The organism is Burkholderia sp. MSMB1459WGS, assembly GCF_001534535.1.
Classification (GTDB): Bacteria; Pseudomonadota; Gammaproteobacteria; order Burkholderiales; family Burkholderiaceae; genus Burkholderia.
On the sequence record NZ_LPMU01000082.1, the window covers coordinates 26,112 to 47,152 of the forward strand.

Annotated in this window: 15 protein-coding genes and 1 pseudogene; 9 read left to right on the top strand and 7 right to left on the bottom strand. The window is 70.5% G+C overall.

Features of this window, described 5'->3' with window-relative positions; genetic code table 11:
• Window position 1 precedes the first annotated feature (1 nt).
• Window positions 2-1,582, bottom strand: coding sequence for an MFS transporter (locus WT97_RS31255; protein WP_060355082.1), 1,581 nt, complete (start codon window positions 1,580-1,582; stop codon window positions 2-4).
• Between the two features lie 83 nt (window positions 1,583-1,665).
• On the opposite strand from WT97_RS31255, the gene WT97_RS31260 reads away from it, so the two are divergent.
• From WT97_RS31260 to WT97_RS31285, 6 genes are all read left to right on the top strand, one after another.
• A complete protein-coding gene (locus tag WT97_RS31260; protein ID WP_060355072.1) occupies window positions 1,666-2,694 on the top strand; it encodes an HlyD family secretion protein in 1,029 nt (342 codons plus the stop codon).
• Window positions 2,691-4,148, top strand: a complete 1,458-nt coding sequence (locus tag WT97_RS31265; RefSeq protein ID WP_060355073.1) for an efflux transporter outer membrane subunit — start codon at window positions 2,691-2,693, stop codon at window positions 4,146-4,148. The genes WT97_RS31260 and WT97_RS31265 overlap by 4 nt, the downstream gene beginning before the upstream one ends.
• A gap of 217 nt (window positions 4,149-4,365) precedes the next feature.
• Window positions 4,366-5,646, top strand: coding sequence for a cytochrome c (locus WT97_RS31270; RefSeq protein WP_060355074.1), 1,281 nt, complete (start codon window positions 4,366-4,368; stop codon window positions 5,644-5,646).
• Window positions 5,643-6,143, top strand: a complete 501-nt coding sequence (locus WT97_RS31275; protein WP_034209348.1) for a (2Fe-2S)-binding protein — start codon at window positions 5,643-5,645, stop codon at window positions 6,141-6,143. Before WT97_RS31270 ends, WT97_RS31275 begins: the two co-directional genes overlap by 4 nt.
• A complete protein-coding gene (locus WT97_RS31280; RefSeq protein ID WP_060355075.1) occupies window positions 6,143-8,404 on the top strand; it encodes a molybdopterin cofactor-binding domain-containing protein in 2,262 nt (753 codons plus the stop codon). Before WT97_RS31275 ends, WT97_RS31280 begins: the two co-directional genes overlap by 1 nt.
• A gap of 96 nt (window positions 8,405-8,500) precedes the next feature.
• Window positions 8,501-9,418 carry a LysR family transcriptional regulator gene (locus WT97_RS31285; RefSeq protein WP_034209350.1) on the top strand — a complete coding sequence of 306 codons (918 nt, stop codon included), beginning with the start codon at window positions 8,501-8,503 and terminating at the stop codon, window positions 9,416-9,418.
• A 203-nt stretch (window positions 9,419-9,621) separates the two neighbouring features.
• On the opposite strand, the gene WT97_RS31290 is transcribed toward WT97_RS31285, so the two are convergent.
• The 3 genes from WT97_RS31290 to WT97_RS31300 all read right to left on the bottom strand — a co-directional run bounded on the left by WT97_RS31290 (window position 9,622) and on the right by WT97_RS31300 (window position 15,315).
• Window positions 9,622-10,296, bottom strand: a complete 675-nt coding sequence (locus WT97_RS31290) for a hypothetical protein (RefSeq protein ID WP_060355076.1) — start codon at window positions 10,294-10,296, stop codon at window positions 9,622-9,624.
• Window positions 10,297-10,377: 81 nt separating this feature from the next.
• Window positions 10,378-12,276, bottom strand: coding sequence for an amidohydrolase (locus WT97_RS31295; RefSeq protein ID WP_060355083.1), 1,899 nt, complete (start codon window positions 12,274-12,276; stop codon window positions 10,378-10,380).
• A 144-nt stretch (window positions 12,277-12,420) separates the two neighbouring features.
• Complete coding sequence (locus tag WT97_RS31300) at window positions 12,421-15,315, bottom strand: winged helix-turn-helix domain-containing protein (protein ID WP_060355077.1); 2,895 nt, start codon at window positions 15,313-15,315, stop codon at window positions 12,421-12,423.
• Between the two features lie 400 nt (window positions 15,316-15,715).
• Here WT97_RS31300 and WT97_RS31305 point away from each other — a divergent pair, with 400 nt between their 5' ends.
• Window positions 15,716-16,636, top strand: a complete 921-nt coding sequence (locus tag WT97_RS31305) for an AraC family transcriptional regulator (protein ID WP_059503010.1) — start codon at window positions 15,716-15,718, stop codon at window positions 16,634-16,636.
• Window positions 16,637-16,660: 24 nt separating this feature from the next.
• Here WT97_RS31305 and WT97_RS31310 read toward each other — a convergent pair whose 3' ends face one another.
• Window positions 16,661-17,707 (bottom strand): MBL fold metallo-hydrolase, encoded by a 1,047-nt coding sequence (locus WT97_RS31310; RefSeq protein ID WP_060355084.1) that lies wholly within the window; start codon window positions 17,705-17,707, stop codon window positions 16,661-16,663.
• Window positions 17,708-17,849: 142 nt separating this feature from the next.
• On the opposite strand from WT97_RS31310, the pseudogene WT97_RS35150 reads away from it, so the two are divergent.
• Window positions 17,850-18,076 (top strand): annotated as a pseudogene (locus tag WT97_RS35150) (LysR family transcriptional regulator); the annotation flags it as partial.
• A gap of 26 nt (window positions 18,077-18,102) precedes the next feature.
• Here the strand turns inward: WT97_RS35150 and WT97_RS31315 are convergent.
• Together WT97_RS31315 and WT97_RS31320 are read right to left on the bottom strand one after the other, a co-directional pair.
• Complete coding sequence (locus WT97_RS31315; protein ID WP_060355085.1) at window positions 18,103-19,563, bottom strand: alginate export family protein; 1,461 nt, start codon at window positions 19,561-19,563, stop codon at window positions 18,103-18,105.
• A gap of 14 nt (window positions 19,564-19,577) precedes the next feature.
• The gene (locus WT97_RS31320) at window positions 19,578-20,531 is read right to left on the bottom strand and encodes a hypothetical protein (RefSeq protein WP_060355078.1); all 954 of its coding nucleotides are present in this window, start codon (window positions 20,529-20,531) and stop codon (window positions 19,578-19,580) included.
• A gap of 63 nt (window positions 20,532-20,594) precedes the next feature.
• Here WT97_RS31320 and WT97_RS34790 point away from each other — a divergent pair.
• Window positions 20,595-21,041 (top strand): hypothetical protein (locus tag WT97_RS34790; RefSeq protein WP_218919479.1); only part of this gene is annotated, 447 nt, incomplete at its 3' end.

Here is a 21,041-nt window from a genome sequence, read left to right on the forward strand (position 1 = left end):
CTTACGGCGCCCGCACCGGGCGCAGCAGGATGCCGAGCAGCGCGCCGGCGAGCGCGAACGCCATCGCCACGCGGTAGTTGTCGGCCAGCGCGAGCGTGGTCGCCTGCACGCGCACCGCGCGATCGACGAGCGCATAGGCCGCCTGGTTGCCCGTCGCGAACGTGGCGCCGTGCGCGACCAGCGACGCCGCGCTGGCCCGCAGCCGCTCGAGCGTCTCGGGATCCGACAGCGACACATGCAGACCGACGAGATTCGAATGGGTAGCTTCCCTGATGCGCTGAATCACCGCGATCGACGTCGTGCCGAGCTGTCCGCTCAGCAGGCGCGTCGTCTGCACGACCGCGCCGAACGTCAACGCATGCTCGGCCGTCACGTGCTTGCCGAAGAAGAATATGACCGACGTGAGCGCCATCGTCTGACCGAGCGCCTGCAGCAACTGCGACGGAATGAAGTCGGGCTCGGCCCAGACCGGCGTGAGCCGCGCCCCGAGCGCGAACGCGATCGCCACCATCGCGAAGCCGGCGACGATCAGCCGGCGCGGGTCGACACGCTGCAGCAACAGCGCGACGCATGGCGCGAACAGCAGTTGCGGCATTGCGATCCAGCGCAGCGTATCGCCGATCTGCAACGGCCGAAGGCCGTACGTGCTGGCGAGAAACAGCGACGGGATGAAGCTCGTGTTGAGCACGGTGAAGCGCACGAGGCCGACGAGCACGATCAGCAGCGCGACGTTGGGCCGCACGAGGTAGCCGAGATCGAGGCCCGCGCGCGGCGACGCGAGTTCGTGGATCAGGAACGCGGCGATCATCAGGATGCCGGCGGCCAGCAACGCGACGATCAGCGGCGATTGCAGCCAGAACAGCCGCTCGCCCTGGTCGAACGCGATGCACAGGCACGCGAACCCGCTCGCGCCGAGCAGCATCCCACGCGCGTCGATGCCGGACGCGAAGCGCTTGATCGGCTCGTCGGCGAGCGACAGCATCAGGCACGCGATGAACGGCACGGTCAGCACCGCGTTCTGCCAGAACAGCCAGCGCCAGCTCAGGTGTTCGCTGTACCAGCCTTCGAGCGTGGCCGACAGGTTCAGCGACATCTCCAGATTCATCGCATACGCGGCGATGCCGAACGGAATCAGCCGCGGGGGCAGCGTGCGCACGACGAAGCCGACCGTCAACGGCACGAACACGCCGGAGGCGAGCCCCGCGATCGCCTGGCACACGATGAACGCGCCGAATTGCGTGCAGAGCGGCAGCACGCTTTCCGCGCCGAGAAACACCACGGCGCCCGCCACCAGCACGCGGCGCGTGCCGAACATGAAGGCCGCCGCGATCGCGAGCGGCCCGACGAACATCTGCGACGCGGTAAACGCGGTGTTGATCCACGCGCCCTCGTCGACGCCGACGCCGAGCGCGCCGCGCACGTCGGCCAGCCCGAGCGACGTGATGCGCGACGTCAGCGTCGCGACGATCGCGCCGAGCAGCACTGCCGCGATCGCGGCGATCGACCGAAACGTCGGGATGTCGGAGGCCGGGCCTGCGGCCGGCGCCGGCACGGCACTGCCGGTGGCGAACGTCGTGTTCATCGTCGAGCGGCTCCCGCCTGTCAAGCTGGCGCAAGCATAACGCGGTGCGTCGAATCCTGCCCGTACGATGGAGTTTGCCGATCATGACCCCACCCTCCCCCACGCCGTCGCCCGCTGCATCCGCGCGTTCCCGACGGCCGGCCATCGTCGCGATCGCCGCGATCGCGCTGCTGCTCGTCGCGCTGCTCGTGTACGCGTTCGACGCACGCGATCGCGGCACCGACGACGCATACGTGACCGGCCACCTGCACGTGATCTCGCCGCGCGTCGCCGGCACGGTCGAGCGCGTGCTCGTCGACGACAACCAGTTCGTGCACGCGGGCGACGCACTCGTGCAGATCGACCGGCGCGACTTCGACGTGCGCGTCGCGGCGCAGCGCGCACGCGTCGCGCAGGCGCATGCCGACGCGAGCCGCGCCCGCGCGCAGATCGAACAGGCGGACGCAGCGCTCGTGTCGGCGCACGCCGATGCCGAAAAGGCCGAACTCGATTACGCGCGTGCACGCGAACTGACCCGCGAGACGCCGCGCGGCCTGTCGAAGCAGGAATTCGATGCGGCCGATGCCGCCCGCAAGTCCGCCCGCGCGCGCGTCGCGGCGGCCGACGCGCAACGGCGCAGCGCGATCGCCGCCGCCCAGGCCGCCGACGCCGCGTCGAGCCAGAACGATGCCGAATTGCACGACGCACTGCTGCAACTCGGCTACACGGCGGTCGTCGCGCCGTCGGACGGCTACGTCGGCAAGAAGACCGTCGAGACCGGCGAACATGTCGCGCCCGGCCAAGCGCTGCTCACGCTGGTCGAGCCGCATCCGTGGATCGTCGCCAATTTCCGCGAGACGCAACTGCGGCACGTGCGCGCCGGCGACGTCGTGCAACTGCGGTTCGATGCGCTGCCGCAGCACGCGTTCACCGGCCGCATCGACAGCCTGTCGCCCGCGACGGGCGCGCAGTTCGCGCTGCTGCCGCCCGACAACGCAACCGGCAATTTCACGAAGGTCACGCAGCGCGTCCCCGTGAAGATCCTGCTCGACGGCCCGGCCGCGACGGAGCCGCGCATCCGGCCCGGGCTGTCGGTCGTCGTCACGCTGCAACCCGGCGGCGCAGCGCGATGAAGCGCGCCTTCGCCGTGCTCGCCGCGAGCCTGCTGGCCGCATGCTCGATCGCGCCGCAGCCGCTCGCGCCCGTCCCGGTCGGATCCGACCGTTTCCGCCATGCCGATCCGTCGACCGATGCGCGTGCGCCGTCGCTCGCGGCATGGCCCGCCTGGTTCGGCGATCCGCAGCTCGGCCGCCTCGTCGACGCCGCGCTCGCGCACAACCTCGATCTACGCGCGGCGGCCGCGCGGGTCGACCAGGCGCAAGCGCTGCTCGGCGTGCGCGATGCCGCGCTGGCGCCGACCGTGCGCGTCGATCCGTCGTTCAGCCGCACGCGCGTCTCCGGCACGGTCGACAACGCGCTGCCGAAGCGCACGATGCACAACTGGTCGGTTCCGGTCGCTGCGAGCTATGAAGTCGATCTATGGGGGCGCTTGCGCGGCGACGCCGACGTCGGCGAACAGAACGTGCTGCAGGCGGCGGCCGACCGCGACGCGGTGCGTCTGCGCGTAGCGACCGAAGTGGCCGTCGACTACCTGACGCTGCGCTACGTCGACGACGATCTCGTGACACTCACGCGCGCGATCGGGCTGCGGCGTACCGCGCTCGACGTGATCGCCGCACGCGTGCGGGCTGGCGCGGCGAGCGATCTCGACGGGCTGCGGGCGTCGGCCGATCTCGATACCGCGCATGCCGATCTCGCGGAGAGCCGCCGGCTGCGCGAGAACCTCGTCGACGCGATCGCGGTGCTGACCGGCGTGTCGCCGACCGCGTTCGACGTCGACACAGGCGTCGTGCCCGTACAGGTGCCGGATGTGCCGGCAGGGTTGCCGTCCGCGCTGCTCGCGCAACGCCCGGACGTATTCGCGGCGGCACGGCGCGCCGATGCCGCATCGCTCGAACTGGGCATCGCACGCACCGCGTGGCTGCCGACGCTGACGCTGACCGCCGACGGCGGTTTCGCCACCCGCGACCTGCGGTCGTTTCTCGACCGCAACAGTTCGCTGTGGGGTCTCGGCGCGAACGTCGCGCTGACGCTGTTCGACGGCGGCAAGCGCGATGCCGCGGTGGCCGCCGCACGGGCCGGCACCGAGATCGCCGACGCAAACTATCGCGCGACCGCGATCGGTGCACTGCGCGACGTGCAGGATGCGCTCAACGACATCGCCGCGCAAAAAGAGCGGATCGTCCGCTACGACCACGCGGCGCGCGCGACGGACGCCGCGGCGCGGCTGTCGCTGAGCCGTTACGCGCACGGTTACGTCAGCTACCTGGAAGTGATCGACGCCGATCGCGATGCGCTGAATGCGCGGCGCCAACTGATTCACAGCCGGCAGGCGCTGGCCGTCGCGACGGTGAGCCTCGTGCGTGCGCTGGGCGGCGGGTGGACGCCGCCGGCGCCTTCCGGCCGAACCGGGCCGGTCGAGGGCAGGACACCTTTCAGAACGTTTCAGCGCCGCTTCAGGCAATGATCGCGGCCTCTGCGTAGACTGCGTTCATGAGCTGCCGCGCAGGACGGCGCTTGCGCCCGTTATCGACCTGGAGTGACAACATGATCCCTGTCGCCAATCACCGCCGCGCGGCAAGACGGTCGCGGCTGCATCGGACGGCCACGCACGGCCGACACGCATCGTCCGGTGTCGCCGCGCATCGCATGACTTGCCGCGCACCGCGTCGACTGGAGCGCGCATGAAGCACAAACGACTCTGGTTCGGCGCGGCCGGCATCGCGATCGCGGGCGTCGCGGTCGCGATCGGCATCATGGTGCGGCCGTCGATCGCGCCGATCAATCCGCCCGCCCCCGCTTCGTTCGATCCGCAGCTGGTGCGCGCCGGCGCGCGCGTCGTCGCGCTCGGCGACTGCGTCGTGTGCCACACCGCGAAGGACGGCAAGCCGTTCGCGGGCGGGCTGCCGCTCGCGACGCCGTTCGGTACGATCTACGCGACCAACATCACGCCGGACGCCGAAACGGGGATCGGCCGCTGGTCGCGCGACGCATTCGCCCGTGCGTTGCGCACCGGCATAGGACGCAACGGCCAGCCGCTTTACCCGGCGTTTCCGTACATTCATTTCACGCGGATGTCGGACGACGACATCGCTGCCGCGTACGCGTACCTGATGACGCGCGAGCCGGTACACGCGACGGCGCCCGCCAACGACCTGATATTCCCGCTGAACTTCCGGCCGCTGGTCGCGTTCTGGAACGTGCTGTTCCTGCGCGAAGGCGCGTATCGACCGGACCCCGCGCAGTCCGCGCAATGGAACCGCGGCAGGATGCTCGTCGACGGGCTCGGCCACTGCGCGTCGTGCCATTCGCCGCTGAACGCGATCGGCGGCGAGCAACGCGGTCGCGCGTTCGACGGCGGCATCGTCGACGGCTGGGAAGCGCCGCCGCTCAATGCGCTCGGCCAAGCCGTGCGGCCGTGGACACAGGCGCAGCTCGTCGCGTACCTGCGCACCGGCCGTGCGAGCGAGCACGGCGCGGCGGCCGGGCCGATGCTGCCGGTCACGCGCGATCTCGCGACGGTGCCGGTGGAGGACGTCGAGGCGATCGCCGCGTACATCCTGTCGATCCAGAAACCGGCGGACGCGCGGGCGGCCGCGCATCCGGTCGAGCGCGCCGCGACGACGCCGGCCGCGCAGCGCGGCGCGACGCTGTTCCAGGCGTCGTGCGCGCAGTGCCACGGGCCGGCCGCGCCGATGCAGTCGATCGGCGAGCGGCCGACGCTCGCGTTCAGCACGGCGGTCAACGCCGATACGCCGCGCAACGCGATCCAGATGATGTTCAACGGCATCGGCTGGCACGGCGAGGACACGCTGAACTACATGCCGTCGTTCATCGACCAGTACGACGACGCGCAGATCGCCGATCTCGCCGCATACGTGCGCGAGACCTATACCGATCGTCCCGCATGGTCGGGCGTCGACGCGCTGGCCGCGAAGCTCAGAAAAGAGGACACCGCACGATGATCACCCTCACCGTCAACGGCGTGCGGCACACGCTGGACATCGATCCGTCCACGCCGCTGCTGTATGCGCTGCGCAACGACCTGCACCTGCACGGCGCGAAGTTCGGCTGCGGCCTCGGCCAATGCGGCGCCTGTACCGTGATCGTCGACGGCAAGCCGACCTTCTCGTGCCTGATGCCGGTGGCCGCGCTCGGCGCGCGCAGCGTGCGCACCATCGAGAGCCTCGGCACCGCCGAGCATCCCGGCCCGCTGCAACGCGCGTTCATCGAGCACCAGGCCGCGCAGTGCGGCTACTGCATCGCCGGGATGATCATGCGCGCGCAGGCGCTGCTCGAACGCAATCCGAAGCCGAGCGAGCAGGAACTGCGCACGCACATGGAACCGAACCTGTGCCGCTGCGGCACGCACATGCGGATTCTCGCGGCGGTGCGCTCGGTCGCGGGGCTGCCGGCTCCCGAGCCCGCCTCCGCTCCCGTCACGATCAGCAAGGGGCTGTGATGAATTCCCACGACGACATCGACGAAGGCCGCCGGCACTTCATCGTCTCCGGGGCGCTGTTCGTCGCGTTCAGTCTTGCGCCTGCGTCGCGCGCGGCTGCGCAACTGGTGATCGCCGAAGAAGGCGCGGCCGTGCATGTGGCGAAAGCCACTCAGACGCTCGCCGGCAGCCTGAAGACCAATCCGCTGCTCGACGCGTGGATCAAGATCGCGCCGGACGGCAAGGTCACGGTGTTCACCGGCAAGGTCGAACTCGGCACCGGCGTACGCACCGCGCTGCTGCAGGTGGCCGCCGAGGAACTCGACATGCAGCCGTCGCTGATCACGTTCCTGACCGCCGACACCGGCGCGTCGCCCGACGAAGGCCTGACCGCCGGCAGCCATACGATGGCGGACAGCGGCTCCGCGCTGCTGAACGCGGCCGCGCAGGTGCGCGCGCTGCTGGTGGAGGGCGCGGCGAAACGCTTCGGCGTCGATCCGCGCACGCTGACGACCGCCGACGCGGTGATCAAGGCGCCGGACGGCCGCACGATGACCTACGGCGACGCGATTCGCACCGTCGACCTGCACCGCAATGCTGCGCCCACGTCGCCGCTGAAGAACCCGGCGACGTTCGCCGTGATCGGCACGTCGCTGCCGCGCGTCGACATCCCGAACAAGGTCACGGGCGGCGTCAGCTATGTGCAGGACATGCAGTTGCCCGGCATGCTGCACGCGCGCGTCGTGATGCCGCCGGTATACGACGCGAAGCTGCTGTCGTTCGACGAAGCCGCGATCCTGAAGCTGCCGGGCGTCGTGCGGATCGTGCGCAACGGCAGCATGCTCGCGGTGGTCGCGCAGGGCGAATGGCAAGCGGTGGTCGCGCAGCGCGCGCTCGCCGCCGGCTGCCGCTGGTCGCCCGGCCGCGCGCTGCCCGAGCGCAGCACCGTGCACGCGGATCTGAAGCGGATCGCGACGCAGCGCATCGAGATCGCGAACACGCACGCGGCCACCGCGCCGGCCGTGAAGACGCTGAACGCGACGTTCCTGAAGAACTACCTGCTGCACGGGTCGATCGGGCCGTCGTGTTCGGTCGCGCATCTCGAGAACGGGACGATGACGGTCTGGACCCACTCGCAGGGCGTCTACCCGCTGCGCGACGCGCTCGCGGAGATGCTGTCGATGCCGAAGGCAAGCATCCGCTGCATTCACACCGAAGGGTCGGGCTGTTACGGACACAACGGGGCGGACGACGCGGCCGCGCATGCCGCGCTGATCGCCGCCGCGATGCCCGGCAAGCCGATCCGCGTGCAATGGATGCGCGAACAGGAACACACGTGGGATCACTTCACGCCGGCGATGGTGACCGAGATCAGCGCATCGCTCGACGCGAGCGGCCGCATCGTCGACTGGAACTACGCGTTGTGGAGCAGCTCGCACAACGAGCGGATCGTCAACGCCGGCCGGCTGCTGCCCGCGCGCATGCTGGAGCCGCCGTTCGTGCCCGCGCCGTCCACGCCGATGCTGCAGCCCGAGGGCGGCGCCGACCGCAACGCGATTCCGCTGTATGCGCTGCCGAACCAGCACATCGTCAACCACTTCTCGCCGACGATGCCGCTGCAGACGTCCGCGATGCGCTCGCTCGGCGCGCACACGAACATCTGGGCGATCGAAAGCTTCATGGACGAACTCGCGCGCGCGGCCGGCGTCGATCCGGTCGAATTCCGGCTGCGTCACATGGCAGACCATCGCGCGAGCCAGGTGATCCGGCTCGCCGCGAAGCACTTCGGCTGGCCGAGGCCGCCGCGCGCGCGCAACCGCGGCGTCGGCTTCGCGTTCGGCAAGTACAAGAACCTGATGGCCTACGTCGCGATCGCGGTCGAGGTGTCGGTCGTGCCGGAAACCGGCCAGGTGACGCTCGAACACGCGGAAGCCGCCGTCGACGCGGGCCAGATCGTGTCGCCGGACGGGATCCGCAACCAGATCGAGGGCGGCATCGTGCAGGCCGCGAGCTGGACGCTGTACGAGGCACTGAAGTACGACACCGAGCGGATCCGCAGCTTCGACTGGAGCAGCTACCCGATCCTGCGCTTCTCGGCCGTGCCGCGGAACGTGACGGTCCATCTGATCAATCGCCCCGGCGCGCCGTTTCTGGGCGCGGCCGAGGCGTCGATGGGGCCGACCGCCGGCGCGCTCGCCAACGCGATCTTCGACGCGACGGGCCAGCGCATGCGCGAAATGCCGTTCGCCGGCGACGCACTGAGAAAGCGCATCGACGCATAGCGGTTTCGCCGCACCCGCTACGCGATCCCGATACCCGACCGGACGGCGCCGGCACGCACCGGCGCCGCATGCCGACAGGCTGGAGAACTTCCGACGATGGATACCTTGCTTTCGATGCGCGTGTTCACGCGCATCGTCGAAACCGGCAGCTTCACGCGCGCGTCCGATACGACCGGCCTCACCACGCCGCGCGTATCCGCGCTGCTGAGCGCACTCGAGCAGCATCTCGGCTGCCGGCTGCTGAACCGCACCACGCGCCGCATCTCGCTGACCGAGGACGGTCAGGCTTATTACGAACGCTCCGTCGCGGTGCTGCGCGAGATCGACGACATGGAGGCATCGGTCTCGCAGGCGCGCAACGTGCCGCGCGGCCGGCTGAAGGTGAACCTGCCGCCCGCGATGGCCAAGCAGGTCGTGGTGCCCGCGCTGCCGGCGTTTCTCGACGCTCATCCGGGCATCATGATCGAACTCGGCGTGACCGACCGGCAGATCGACCTCGTCGGCGAAGGGGTCGACTGCGTGGTGCGCATCGGCGCGCTCGACGATTCGGGGATGATCGCGCGGCGCATCGGCAGCCTGACCACCTGCACCTGCGGATCGCCCGCGTATTTCGCGCGATGCGGCGAGCCCGAGACCGTCGACGATCTCGCGCAGCACGTGGCGGTCAGCCACATCTCGGCCGACACCGGGCGGCCGCGCGTGTGGGATTACGTCGTCGACGGCGAGCCGCGCATCGTGCAGATGTGCGGCACGGTGGCCGTGAACGACGCGGACAACTACATCGAGTGCGGCGTCGCCGGCATCGGCCTGATCAAGACGTCGCTGTACCTCGTCGAGCCTTACCTGAAGTCGGGCCGGCTGCGCGAGGTCCTGACCGATTTCAACGCGCCGCCCAAGCCGATCTCGGTGCTGTATCCGCCCAATCGCCACATCCCGGTCAAGCTGAAGGTGTTCGTCGACTGGCTCGCGGGCCTGTTCGAGCAGATTCCGACGCTGCAGGGCAAACGCGGCTGAACCCGCACGGCGCGGCACCTTTGCGTGCCGCGCAACGCTCGATTGCGCGGCGTCTCGCTTCCGGCTTTATCGATCGGCGCGAGGTCCATGCGCTACGCGCGCATATATCGCGAATCCGGATCTCGTCGAGCGCATCTCGGTCCGCGCGCGGTGGCGCGATGCAATCGGTCGCACGCCCGCCGCCGCGCGCCGGACCGGCGCCGTCACGTGTCGCTCCACCGCGCGCCCAGCACGCGCCCGCAGAAATTCGGCCGATGAAAATCCGGATCCGCGCGTTCGAGCACGTCCGCGCTCCACGTGCCGAACGTCGACTGCGGCCGATGCTCGACGCCGCGCGCGACCATGTCGAGGAACGCTTCGCGAAAGCCGCTGCCGCGCGGGTAAGTCGCGAGCAGCGCCGTGCGCTCGTCCTGCGTATAGGCGTCGAAGTCGGTCGCCATCAGGTCCGTCGACACCGCACCTGCCAACGCGCGCGCGAGCGGCGACGCGCGGGCGGCCACGCCCGGCGTCGTATGCAGCGCGATCGCTTGCCACACGTCGTCGCGCATGCGCCGCGACCGGCGATGCCGCAACAGCAGCGCGTGCGCGGCGTCCGCGCCGTCGAGCTCGTAGCGTCCGGTCGAACGGCAATACGCGGGGCTCAGCCCCATGTTCGCGTACATCGCGGCGACGTACAGTGCGTCGGCGTCGCACGCGTCGCCGGCGCGCCGCGCGGCGAGCGACGCGAACACGAACACGCGCGCCGCGTGATCGACGAGCGCGGCGGGCAACGACGCGCGGGCCGCGTCGGCTGCCTCCACCGTAACGGGCGTGCGCGGAATGCGAACGCCGGCCACTTCGTCGCCGGTGGCCGATGCGCGCGGGTGCGCAGCATTCATCCTGTCTCCTTCATGCCCCGTGCCCGGGGCGGAAAATCGTTCAATGCACGGCGGCGTGCGGCGCGCACCGGCACGCGCCGCTCAAAACGCGACGCAGCAGCGGCCGAAGGCTTCGCAGCGTTCGGCGGCCGCACTTGCCGTCGGATAGCGCGGCCGCGCGAAGCGGCGTCCGTGACCGTGCGCCCGGCACGCGTCGATGCCGGCAGCCGCGCACGCGTCGCCCGCCGCCGATGCGTGCGGCGCGTCGCGCCCTCCGGCACCCGCCGCATCGGCGACGCCGCCTGCGGCGACCGGCGACCATGCGGGGCTGACGGGCGGCGGCGGCGGCGCGAGCGGCGAAAATTCCTGCTCCGCGTGCACGACCTTGCCGTCGACGACCGTCAGCACCGACGACAACGCCGGGATACGCCGCGCGTCGACCGTGAAGTAGTCGTCGCTCAGCACCGCGAAGTCGGCGTACCGGCCGGGCACCAGCGCGCCCTTGCGATGCTCGTCCGCGGAGAACCACGCGCTGCCGACCGTGTAGCGGCGCAGCGCCTCCATCCGGCCGAGCCGGTTGCGCGCCGGATACAGCGCGGTGCCGCCGACGGAGCGCCCCGACACCATCCAGTACAGCGCGACGAACGGGTTGTAGCTCGCCGCGACCGTCGCACCCGAGCCGGCGCCGACCTGTAGCCCGGCCGCGAGCATCGCGCGGATCGGCGGCGCGCGCGTGGCCGCCGCCGCACCGTGGCGCGCGATGAACGCTTCGCCCAGGAACGCCATGCGCGGCTGCACGGTGATGCCGCCGCCGAGCGCCGCGACCCGCGCGATATTGGCATCCGAAATCGTCTCGCAGCGATCGAAGCACCAGCGCAGCCCGTCGAACGGCGTGTCGCGATCCACCGCTTCGAACACGTCGAGGAAGCGGCCGATCGATTCGTCGTAGGTCGCATGCAGCCGGAACGGCCAGCGGTGGTGCACGAGCAGCCGGACGATGGCCGCCAGTTCCATCTCGATCGACGCGGGCAGGTCGACGCGCGGCTCGAGAAAATTCCCGAGATCGACCGCCGAGAACAGCAGCCGCTCACCCGCGCCGTTCGCGCGCAGAAACGCGTCGCCGTCGCCGGGCGCCGTCAGCGCGATCCATTTCGCGAAGTCGTCGAGTTCCCGGCCGGCGTGCCGCGCGCCCAACGCATAGGCGATGCGCGTCGTCAATTCGCCGCGCCGCGCGAGCGTCGCGACCGCCGCATAGTCGTCCGGGTACGCGAGGCCGTCGCTGCCGGCGTCGATCGCGCTCGTCACGCCGACGCGGTTCAGCGCGCGCATGAACTGCCGCGTCGAGTTGACCCGGTCGTCCGCATCGAGCATGGGTGCGCGGGCGAGCGCCTCGAACAGCACCGCCGGGTCCGCATGCGCGAGCAGCAGCCCGGTCGGCCGCCCGTGACGGTCGCGCCGCAGTTCGCCGCCCGGCGGATCGGGCGTGTCGCGTCCGTAGCCGAGCGCACGCAGCGCGGCCGCATTCAGCCACGCGCAGTCGCCCAGGTGCTGGATGAATACCGGCGTGTCGGGCGCAATCGCGTTGAGCTCGGCCGCGGTCGGTCCGCGCTTCTCCGCGAACTGCAGCGCGGTCCAGCCGCCCGCCACGCGCGCCCATTGCGGCGCGGGCGTGCGTCGTACCTGCCGGCTCAGCAGGTCGAGCGCGTCGGCAAGCGACGACACGCCGTCCCAGCGCACCTCGAGGTTGAAGTTCATGCCGCCGCGGATCGCCTGCAGGTGCGCGTCGATCAGGCCCGGAATCACGGTACGGCCGTGCAGATCGATCCGGGTCGTGCCGTCGTGAGCATGGCGCAGCACGTCGCGATCGTCGCCGGTCGCGACGATGGCCCCGTCCTTCACGGCGAGCGCGCGGACGAACGAGCGCTGTTCGTCCTGGGTCGCGATCTTGCCGTTGAAGACGACGAGGTCCGCCGAACGCGCGGGTTCCGTCGCTCTAAGCACCGTCGGGCCTCCCGTGCGCGCCGGCACGCGACGCCGCACGATACGCGCGGCTTCCCGCCACGCACCGGCAAGCCGCCGCACCGCACGCGTCGGCACGCATGCTGCGATTGCGCGGCCGCACTGCCGTACCGGATTCGCGCATCGTCATGCCGCCTGCTGGGCCGCGTCGGCGGCATCGCGCCGCGCGCGGGTCAGGCATGGCGCGGCCGGCGCATCCTGACGAACGAAGTTCTGCACGCGCAGCAAGCGACGCACGTCGTGTGCGCGCGAATGCGGATCGAAGTGCCGCGCGACCCCGGCGACCAGCGCCGACGCTTGCGCGGTATGCCCGCGCTCGATCAGGTGATCGGCGAGATCGAGCGAGCCGCGCAGCGCCCACATCGCGGCGCCCTGCGCGTTCGCGGTCTGGATCGCCATCTGCAGATGACGATGCCCGTCGGCCTCGTACGCCACCGCGAGATTCGCACCGACGGTACGCGCCTGCTCGAGCATCGCGACGCCTCGCACGCGCAGCAGCTCGGGGACGAACAGGTGCTCGCCGTGCGCGCGGCAGCGCGCGAGCGTCGCATCGAGCCGGATGCGCGCCTCGTCCGCGCGGCCGGTCCGCACGAGGCCCTCCGCATACGCGACGGTCAATGGCGCGAGCACGCGCCGGAATCCGCTCGCCTCGATGCGCCGCAGCGCGGGTTCGAGCCGGGCGAGGCCGGCGCCGGGATGGCCGGCCTGGATGTCGAACTGGCCGGTCAGGCATTCCGCGTGACTGCGCCAGATGTCGAAACCGTGCGCGTCGGCGGTCGCGCGCAGCGTCGCGAGATAGTCGGAGGTGATGTCGTGATCGCCGTAGCGCAGCGCGATCGGCACGGCGGCCGCACCGAGCACGATGCACAGCGCGAGCGGCGACGGGCCGCGGCGCCCATGCTCGACCGCTTGCGCGGCGACGCGCATCGCGTGCTCGGGCTCGCCTTGCATCCACAGAAGACGGATCAGCATCGTGCGGCCCAGCGTTGCCATGTCGACGCCCAGCGCGGCCTGCGCGCACGGCGATTCGCCTGCGTCGGCGAGCTCGGCCGTCGCCGCTTCCAGCCGCTCGCGCGCCTGCGCATGCTCGCCGAAGTAATGCAGCGACGTCGCGACCATCGCGTTCGCCAGCAACCGCTGCGACCGGTCGCCGCGCCGCTCGGCCGCCCGCTCGAAGCGCGTCGCATAGCGCAGCGATTCGTGAATGTCCGACAGCGTCAGCATCGTGTTCCACAGCCCGACCAGCGCGCGTGCGTCGAACGCATCGTCGCCGATGTGCGCGGCGAGACCGAGCGTGCGATCCCACATCGCGGCGGCGGCCGGTGCGTCGCCGTCGGTATGCAGCAGCGCCGACGCGCAGGCCGCCCGCAGCCGCATCTCGCGCGCGACGTCGACGGGGCCCGCGGCGCGCGTGTCGAGTTCGTCGAGCACCTGGCGCGCACGCGCCGTGCACGCGCGCATCCGCGCCGGCTCCAGCAGCGCGCGCGCCAGCCGGTCGGGCTCGGGCACGCCCGCGGCCTCGGCGGCGTCCGCCGGTTCGTCCGCGGCCGACGCGGGCGCATCGGCAGGCGGCACCTCGGCGGGCGCCACGAGCCGCACGGGCGCGCGCTCGCGCTCATACTCCGCGTGGCGCGCGACGATGCGCTCGAACTCGCCTTCGTCGTGCAGTTTTTCCAGCGCGTACGCACGCGTCGATTCGGTCAGCCGGTAGCGCGCAGATGCGCCATGGAACTCGACCGTCACCAGCGATTTCGCCACCAGCTCGCCGAGCACCGCGATCATGTCCGCGGCCGACGTGCCGGGCTCGGCGGCGACCGCGTACGCGGCATCGAACGAAAACGGCCCGATGAAGCACCCCATCCGGCGAAACAGCGCGCGCGCGGCCCGATCGAGCAGCACGTAGCTCCAGTCGAACGTCGCGCGCAGCGTCTGATGACGCGGCAGCGCCGAGCGCAGCCCGCCCGTCAGCAGGTTCAGCCGGTCGTCGAGACGCGACGCGACGACCGCGAGCCCGAGCGTCGCCACGCGCGCCGCGGCCAGTTCGATGGCAAGCGGCAGCCCGTCGAGGCGCCGGCAGATGTCGCCGATCAGCCGCATGCCGGCTTCGTCGACAGTGCAATCCGGCGCGGCCGCGCGCACGCGCTCCAGGAACAGCTCGACGGCCGAACAGCGGACGATTTCGTCGGCGGACGCGTCGCCGTCGGGCACCGCGAGCGGGCTCATGCGCAGCACCGCTTCGGCCGAGATGTGCAGCGGCTCGCGGCTCGTCACGAGCACGCGCAGCGAGCCGGCGCTCGACGTCAGCGTTTCGACGAGGCTCGCCACCAGATCGACGATGTGCTCCGCGTTGTCGAGCACGAGCAGGCAGCGCGACGTCGCGAACGCGTCGGCGATGCGGTCGATGGCGGGTACGCCCGGCGTATCGAGGCCGAGCTCGGCGGCGAGTGCGATCAGCATGTCGTCGCGCGTCGACGCGCGCGCCAGCTCCACGAACAGCACGCGCTCGCGCGAGCGGCTACGCACGCGGTGCGCGACGCGCACGGCAAGACTCGTCTTGCCGATCCCGCCCGCGCCGACGAGCGTGACGACCGGCGTGCATTCGAGCATGTCGACGATCTGCGCGAGTTCGGCGTCGCGCCCGACGAGCGGCGCGATCGGCGACGACACGGCGGCATCGGGCGGGACGGCGACGGCCGGCGCTTCGGCGGCCGACGCGGGGTCCGGGCCGGGCGACGCGCTCGCCACCAGCAGGTAGCCGCGCCCGGGCACCGTCTTGATCAGATCGCGGCTCGCGCCGAGCGCCTTGCGCAGCGTCGCCACATGCACCTGGAGCCGGTTTTCCTCGACGATCAGGCCCGGCCAGACCGCGTCCATGATGTCGTCCTTCGACACGACCGAACCGCTCGCGCGGTGCAGGACTTCGAGAATGTCGAGCGCGCGCCCGCCGATGCGCAGCGACGCGCCGTGACGGCGAATGTCGCGTTGCTCGAAATCCACCGACAAAGTTCCGATCTGAATCATGGCCGCCTCCGGTCCCTCGGGATGACCGCCGGATGAACGCGGCAGTTCACCCGGCGGGAAGTCCGCGTCCGGCGCACCCTTGCGCCGGACGGAAAATGTCGAATTCCGGACCGAGTGTAGACGGGTGGCCGCTGAAAATCTTGAAAGAAAATGCGCTCTGCCCGCGGCTATCGGTCGGGCGCGACCGGCGCGATCACTTGCGTGTAAAAGTGGGGCGCTATACTCTGCCGAGCCGCCCGCGCAGGCGTCGAGCCGGGCTGCGCACGCATCGCGCGCACGCGTTGAAAGCAATTTGTAACGATTGCCAGCGGACGTTTATGCAAATTCATTTTGAACGTTCGCGTGCGCATCTAAACTGGACTCGTCATTTCACGCTCCGAGTCCCTCGCTGGGGAATTCCATGTCAGACTCCGTCATCGCCGCGCCGGTGGCATCGTCTCCGCGGCGGCCGAAAGATACGCTCGGCTGCGTGTCGAGCCTGCTGGCAAAGGATGTCGAAACGACGTCCGGCGGCCTGAAGCTCCACCGCAAATGCATGCGCGAAGCGCACGTCGAGCGCATCGAGATGCCGCCGTGCGACCGAGGCTTCCTGGTCGGCGTGTCGCTGGGCGGCGGCCACCGGCGCACGCTCTATGGGCGCACCGGCGCGAGCGAACGCCGGTTCCAGCATCACTCGATCTACATTCGCGATTTTTCCCGTCATTTCCACGCGGACCTGTACGGCAACTTCGACTTCGTGCTGGTCGAGCTGCCGCATGCGTATCTCGAACGCGTCGGCCCCGAGCACGGCGGCCAGCCGATCGGCGGCCTCGCGTGCCGCCCCGACGTACGCGACCCGGTACTCGGCCATCTCGCGCACGCGGTGGCGGACAGCCTCGACGCACCCGGCCCGCTGAACGCGCTGTTCATCGAGCAGGTCGGGCTCGCGATGGGCACGCATCTCGTGCGGCGCTACGGCAACGCGCGCACGCGCGAGCTCGAGCGCAAGGGCGTGCTGTCTCCCGCGAAGGTGGCGCGCGCCCAGGAGCTGTTGATGGAAAAGGCGGACCTCGGCGTGTCGATCGAGGAAGTGGCGAACGAATGCGACCTGTCGCGCGGCTATTTCATCCGCGCGTTCTCGCGCACCACGGGCCGCACGCCGCACCAGTGGCTGCTGGAGCAACGCGTGACGCGCGCGCGCGAGCTGATCGAGACGTCCGACATGACGCTGGCCGATATCGCGGTCGCGTGCGGCTTCGCCGACCAGAGCCATCTGAACCGCGTATTCGCGCGGATCGTCGGGCATCCGCCCGGCGCGTGGCGGCGCGCACGGTCGCGTTGACCGGCATGAACGCACGCCGGGCCGTCACCGCACCGGCGTCGCGTCGTAGTTGACCGGCACCCAGTCGTATTGCGCGCCGTCCCGGCGCAAGTGCCCGAGCCCGGGAAACGCGATATGCGCGGCACCGACGAGATAGCGTCGATCGGCGACGCGCTTCAGCGTGGCCCGCCGCGTGCGGCGCGCGGCGCCGGCATCGCTGTCGTACTGCACCGTCGCGTCGACGTCGCGCAACTGGATCGCCGCGACGTGCACGATGTCGCCCCACGCGAGCATGCCCGCGTGGCCGCTCTCGATCAGATAAGCCGTATGGCCCGGCGTATGGCCCGGCATCGGCACCGCGCGAATGCCGGGCGCGAGCGTCGCTTCGCCGCGAAACGTCCTGAAGCGGCCGGCCGCGACGTAAGGCGCGACCGCCGCGGCGGCCGCATCGAAGAACGACGCGAGGAACGCCGGCGCCTGCGCCTTGTTGGCGGGGTCAAGCCAATACGCGGCCTCGACGGCGTTCACCCGCACGACGGCATTCGGAAACGTCATCGCGCCGTTCGACACAATGCCGCCGACATGGTCCTTGTGCAGATGTGTGAGCAGCACTTCGTCGATCTGTTCGGGCGCATAGCCGGCCGCGCGCAGGTCGTCGAGCAGCTTGCCGCAGCAGTCGCCGTACAGCGTGCCGGCGCCCGCATCGACGAGGATCCGCTTCGATCCTGTATCGACCAGGAACGCGTTGATCGAGCCCTGCACGGGCGGCTCCAGGAAGGCGCGGTCGAGGTCGCGCCGGATCTCGTCCTTCGAGACGTCGCGAAACACCGTGTCGATCGGAAACGGATGGGTGCCGTCGGACAGCGCGATCACCGTGAAGTCGCCGATCTTCTGCCGATAGAAGCCGGGAGGCTGCCGGCCGGCGGCGGGGGCCGGCGCCGTGGATTGCGCTTCGGGTTGCGCGTTGGCGTCGGCTTCGGGCTGCACGCCGGCCTGCGCAAGCACCGCGGGCATCGACAGGCCTGCGCACCCGGCCACGATCAGCAAACGGGCCGCATGCGCAACGCACGCGTGCCGGAACAGGGTCTTCATGCGATCTCCGTGACGAACCGTGCGCGCGCCCGGCCGAACGGAACGACCCGCACGACACGCGATGCCGCGCAGCTTATCGGGCGCCGCGGCGAAAATCCTGAGCGGCGCCTGAATCGTCCTGAAGACACGGCGCGCGAGCGCGGCCGCGCTCGACGGCGCCGGCATCGCGCTGCTATCCGACTGGCTGGCCGGTACGGATGTCGAAGCAGGCCGCCCGCAGCGGCTGTCCGAACGGTACGACGTGACGCCGCGCTCGGCACGCGCGGCGATCACCGCGCTGTACCTGCCGAACCGGCGCGGCTCGAAGCGCGTGACCGCGTTGTGACCGCGTTCATCGATTTCGTCGCATCGCTTGCCCGCGCGCGGCCCCGACACGCGCCGCGCGGCGTGACGCGTCACCAGCCGAACTTCGCTTCCATCCCGAGATAGTCCGCGTTGCGCGCGCCGAGCGCGCGAATCGACGAGCCGAGCTGGAAGTGCACGGCCTCGAGCGCGAGCGCGACGTTCGCGTTCACGAGCCAGTCGACGCGCGCCTGCGCGTACATCCCGGTCCACGCGCCGCCCTTGCCGGCCGTGCCCGGCACCGCCGACATCCCCTGCCCGTAGATCGCGTCGGCGGTCGTCTGCCGCCACTGGAAGCCGACGGCGGTGAGCACCGTCACCGAGCTGGCCGGCTTGAACGTCAGCGACGGCTTCACGTGGATCAGGTTGCTGTATCCGGTGTAGCCGGCGAGCGTGAAGTAATAGCCGTTCGGAAACAGCGGGTTGAACGTGCCGACCCGCCGGTCGCCCGGATGCGCGTCGCCCGATGCGCCGTCGACCTGGATGCCGATGCGTGGTGTGCCGGCCGTCTTCGCGAACGTGTAGCCGCCCAGCGCGCCGAACGCCCATGCGCCGACCGTGTCCTGCCCGACGTGGCCGGTCTGCAGCATCGCCTCGACGTCCCAGTCGACCCCATCGGTCTTGCCTGCGTAGCGCATGTCGAACACGTCGCGCCGCTCGGTGCCGGATGCATCCGGATAGCGCGCGTTGTCGCGCGTATAGCGCGACCAGTACGCGGACAGATCGCCGGGCCCGGTTCCGTTGCGCTCGACGCGCACGCCGTCGAATCGCAGGTGCCGGTTCGACACGTCGTCGAACACGGCCGCATTGCGATACTGCACCGGGCGCGTCACATAGCCGATCAAGCGCCATTTGCCGATTTCGTAATCGGTCCACAGTCCATCGTATGCCTGCCGCACGTTCGGGCCGTCGCGCACCGACACGAAACGCTGCAAGTCGAACGCCATCTCCTGCCGGCCGATCCGCGTCTTGAACGTGCCGGGCCCCAGTTGGTCGACGTACGCGACGAATGCCTGCTCGAGGTCGAGCTGATCCTTGTCGACCGGGCCGACCGTGTCCTTGCCGAACGGCCGCGCATCGACGAACTGCACGAATGCCTGCAGATGCCCGCGATAGCGCAGGTCCGCATGTACGTTCGCGCGCTGGATCACGTAGTTGTCGTCGTGCGCGGCGCCGAGGCCGAACAGCGGTGCATTGTTCAGCTCGAAGCGCTCGCGCAGGTTCGCGCCGAGCGACAGGTAGGTCGACGGGTCGTCGCCGAGCCGTATGTATTTCAGCGCGTCGAACGGCTTGCGCGGCACGCACGGATTCGCGAGCGCCGACCAGTCCTCCTGCCAGCGGTTGAACGACACCGTCGGACGTTTCGCGGTGCACGACGCCGCGGCAGCGGCCGGCGACGCGGCCGCGCCGGCCGCCGCTACATCGGCATCGGCGCCGACGGCCGACCCCGCGTGCAACGTAGCGCCGCCCGCCAGCACGACGCACGGCAACGCGCCGCGCCACGATCGCTTCATCGGCCGGCGCACCGTCATTTCGACCGCGCGTGGATTTCGGCGACGTAGCCGCCCGGGAACTGCACGAGCGCCGCGTCGCGGCCGTCCGACTTGAACGGCGGCACGAGCACCGTCACGCCCGCGGCTTCGGCCTGCTTCAGCGTCGCGCCGAGATCGGCGACTTCATAGCCCGTCATTTCGCGCCCGAACGGGTACGGCAGGTGGCCGTCGGTCGCGAGCACGGTCATCTTGCCGAAGCCCGATTCGATGCGAATGCGGCGGTAGGTATCGTTCGGCCGGCCGATCTCGATGCCCGGCGCATGGCGCACGTCGGACACGATCTTGCCATGCGAGAACGCGGCGAAGTTGCGTGCGAGCTTGCTCGCGCTTTCCGGCGATACGTACACGCGGTTCTCCGGCACCGTCTGCAGCGGGTCGTAGTTCGGCGCCTGCGTGTGCCAGTACAGCTGCATGTTCACGCCGCCCGGCCAGCGGACGATCGCATCGCGGCCGATCGGATCCGGGAACGTCGTCACGACGATGTCCGCACCATGCGCGCGCGCCGATTTCACCGCGACGTCCATGTCGGTGACGAGATAGCCGGTGCGTTCCTCGCAGAACGGATACGGGATCGGCGTCTTGAAACCGAATACCGAGATCGTGCCGACCGGCGTCAGCACGAGCTGCGACATCGTCTGGCTCGGCGTCGGCGTGACCTGGAACACGCCCTGCTTCGACTTCTTGCCGCCGAAGGTCGCGACGAAGCTGTCGGTGAAGCGGTCGAAGTCCTCGGGTGCGACGCACACGTGCGTCGTGTCGTACTGCGGGCCGACCGCAATCGCGGGGAAGCGCGCCGCGGCGGCCGGCGACGCGATGTCGTCGAGGTGGGTTTCGTCGGCGAGCGCCGGCACGCCGGCCAGCAGCGCGGCGAGCACGGCCGACGACGCGGCAGTCATGCGCAGCAGGTTGCGCAGATTCAGTGAACTCATCGATTTTCTCCTTGATGGTGACGCGCGCGGCCTGACGCCGCGCGCGGATTCGGATTCAGCGGGATGCAGGCTGCTCGTCCGGGCGGCCCGGACGACAGGCGGGAAACACGCGCATCGCGCGCGGCAGCGTGCGCCGCAAGCGGACGCGCGCGGCTTCCCGCGCGGCGGCAGACGGAGCAGACGCCTCGCTTCGGCAAGGTCGTCGCGACATCACCGTATGGCGGGACCGCTGCGAGCGGGGTCTCGTCCATCGTCGAGCACGGTAACAAGGACGAGCCCACCGATCGGTCCCGGATCGTCGAAAAATGCGTCAAGGGCCATGAAGCGCGCGATGCGTGTCATGTTCCAGAACTCGGCGGCCCGCCGGCAGCACCCACGGCGGCGACACCCGCGTGCGGACCCATGCCGCGGAGTCGCACGTGGTATGCATCGCCATGTCAGACCGCCCAGCACGAACAGCCGAACGCGCCCCAGAAGCCCTTCGCGTCCGACGTCGGCAACGCACTTGCC

Bases quoted from the DNA above. Each gene is read 5' to 3' on its own strand.
- WT97_RS31255 (WP_060355082.1), bottom strand. From the start codon at position 1,582: ATGAACACGACGTTCGCCACCGGCAGTGCCGTGCCGGCGCCGGCCGCA.
- WT97_RS31260 (WP_060355072.1), top strand. From the start codon at position 1,666: ATGACCCCACCCTCCCCCACGCCGTCGCCCGCTGCATCCGCGCGTTCC.
- WT97_RS31265 (WP_060355073.1), top strand. From the start codon at position 2,691: ATGAAGCGCGCCTTCGCCGTGCTCGCCGCGAGCCTGCTGGCCGCATGC.
- WT97_RS31270 (WP_060355074.1), top strand. From the start codon at position 4,366: ATGAAGCACAAACGACTCTGGTTCGGCGCGGCCGGCATCGCGATCGCG.
- WT97_RS31275 (WP_034209348.1), top strand. From the start codon at position 5,643: ATGATCACCCTCACCGTCAACGGCGTGCGGCACACGCTGGACATCGAT.
- WT97_RS31280 (WP_060355075.1), top strand. From the start codon at position 6,143: ATGAATTCCCACGACGACATCGACGAAGGCCGCCGGCACTTCATCGTC.
- WT97_RS31285 (WP_034209350.1), top strand. From the start codon at position 8,501: ATGGATACCTTGCTTTCGATGCGCGTGTTCACGCGCATCGTCGAAACC.
- WT97_RS31290 (WP_060355076.1), bottom strand. From the start codon at position 10,296: ATGAATGCTGCGCACCCGCGCGCATCGGCCACCGGCGACGAAGTGGCC.
- WT97_RS31300 (WP_060355077.1), bottom strand. From the start codon at position 15,315: ATGATTCAGATCGGAACTTTGTCGGTGGATTTCGAGCAACGCGACATT.
- WT97_RS31305 (WP_059503010.1), top strand. From the start codon at position 15,716: ATGTCAGACTCCGTCATCGCCGCGCCGGTGGCATCGTCTCCGCGGCGG.
- WT97_RS31310 (WP_060355084.1), bottom strand. From the start codon at position 17,707: ATGAAGACCCTGTTCCGGCACGCGTGCGTTGCGCATGCGGCCCGTTTG.
- WT97_RS31315 (WP_060355085.1), bottom strand. From the start codon at position 19,563: ATGAAGCGATCGTGGCGCGGCGCGTTGCCGTGCGTCGTGCTGGCGGGC.
- WT97_RS31320 (WP_060355078.1), bottom strand. From the start codon at position 20,531: ATGAGTTCACTGAATCTGCGCAACCTGCTGCGCATGACTGCCGCGTCG.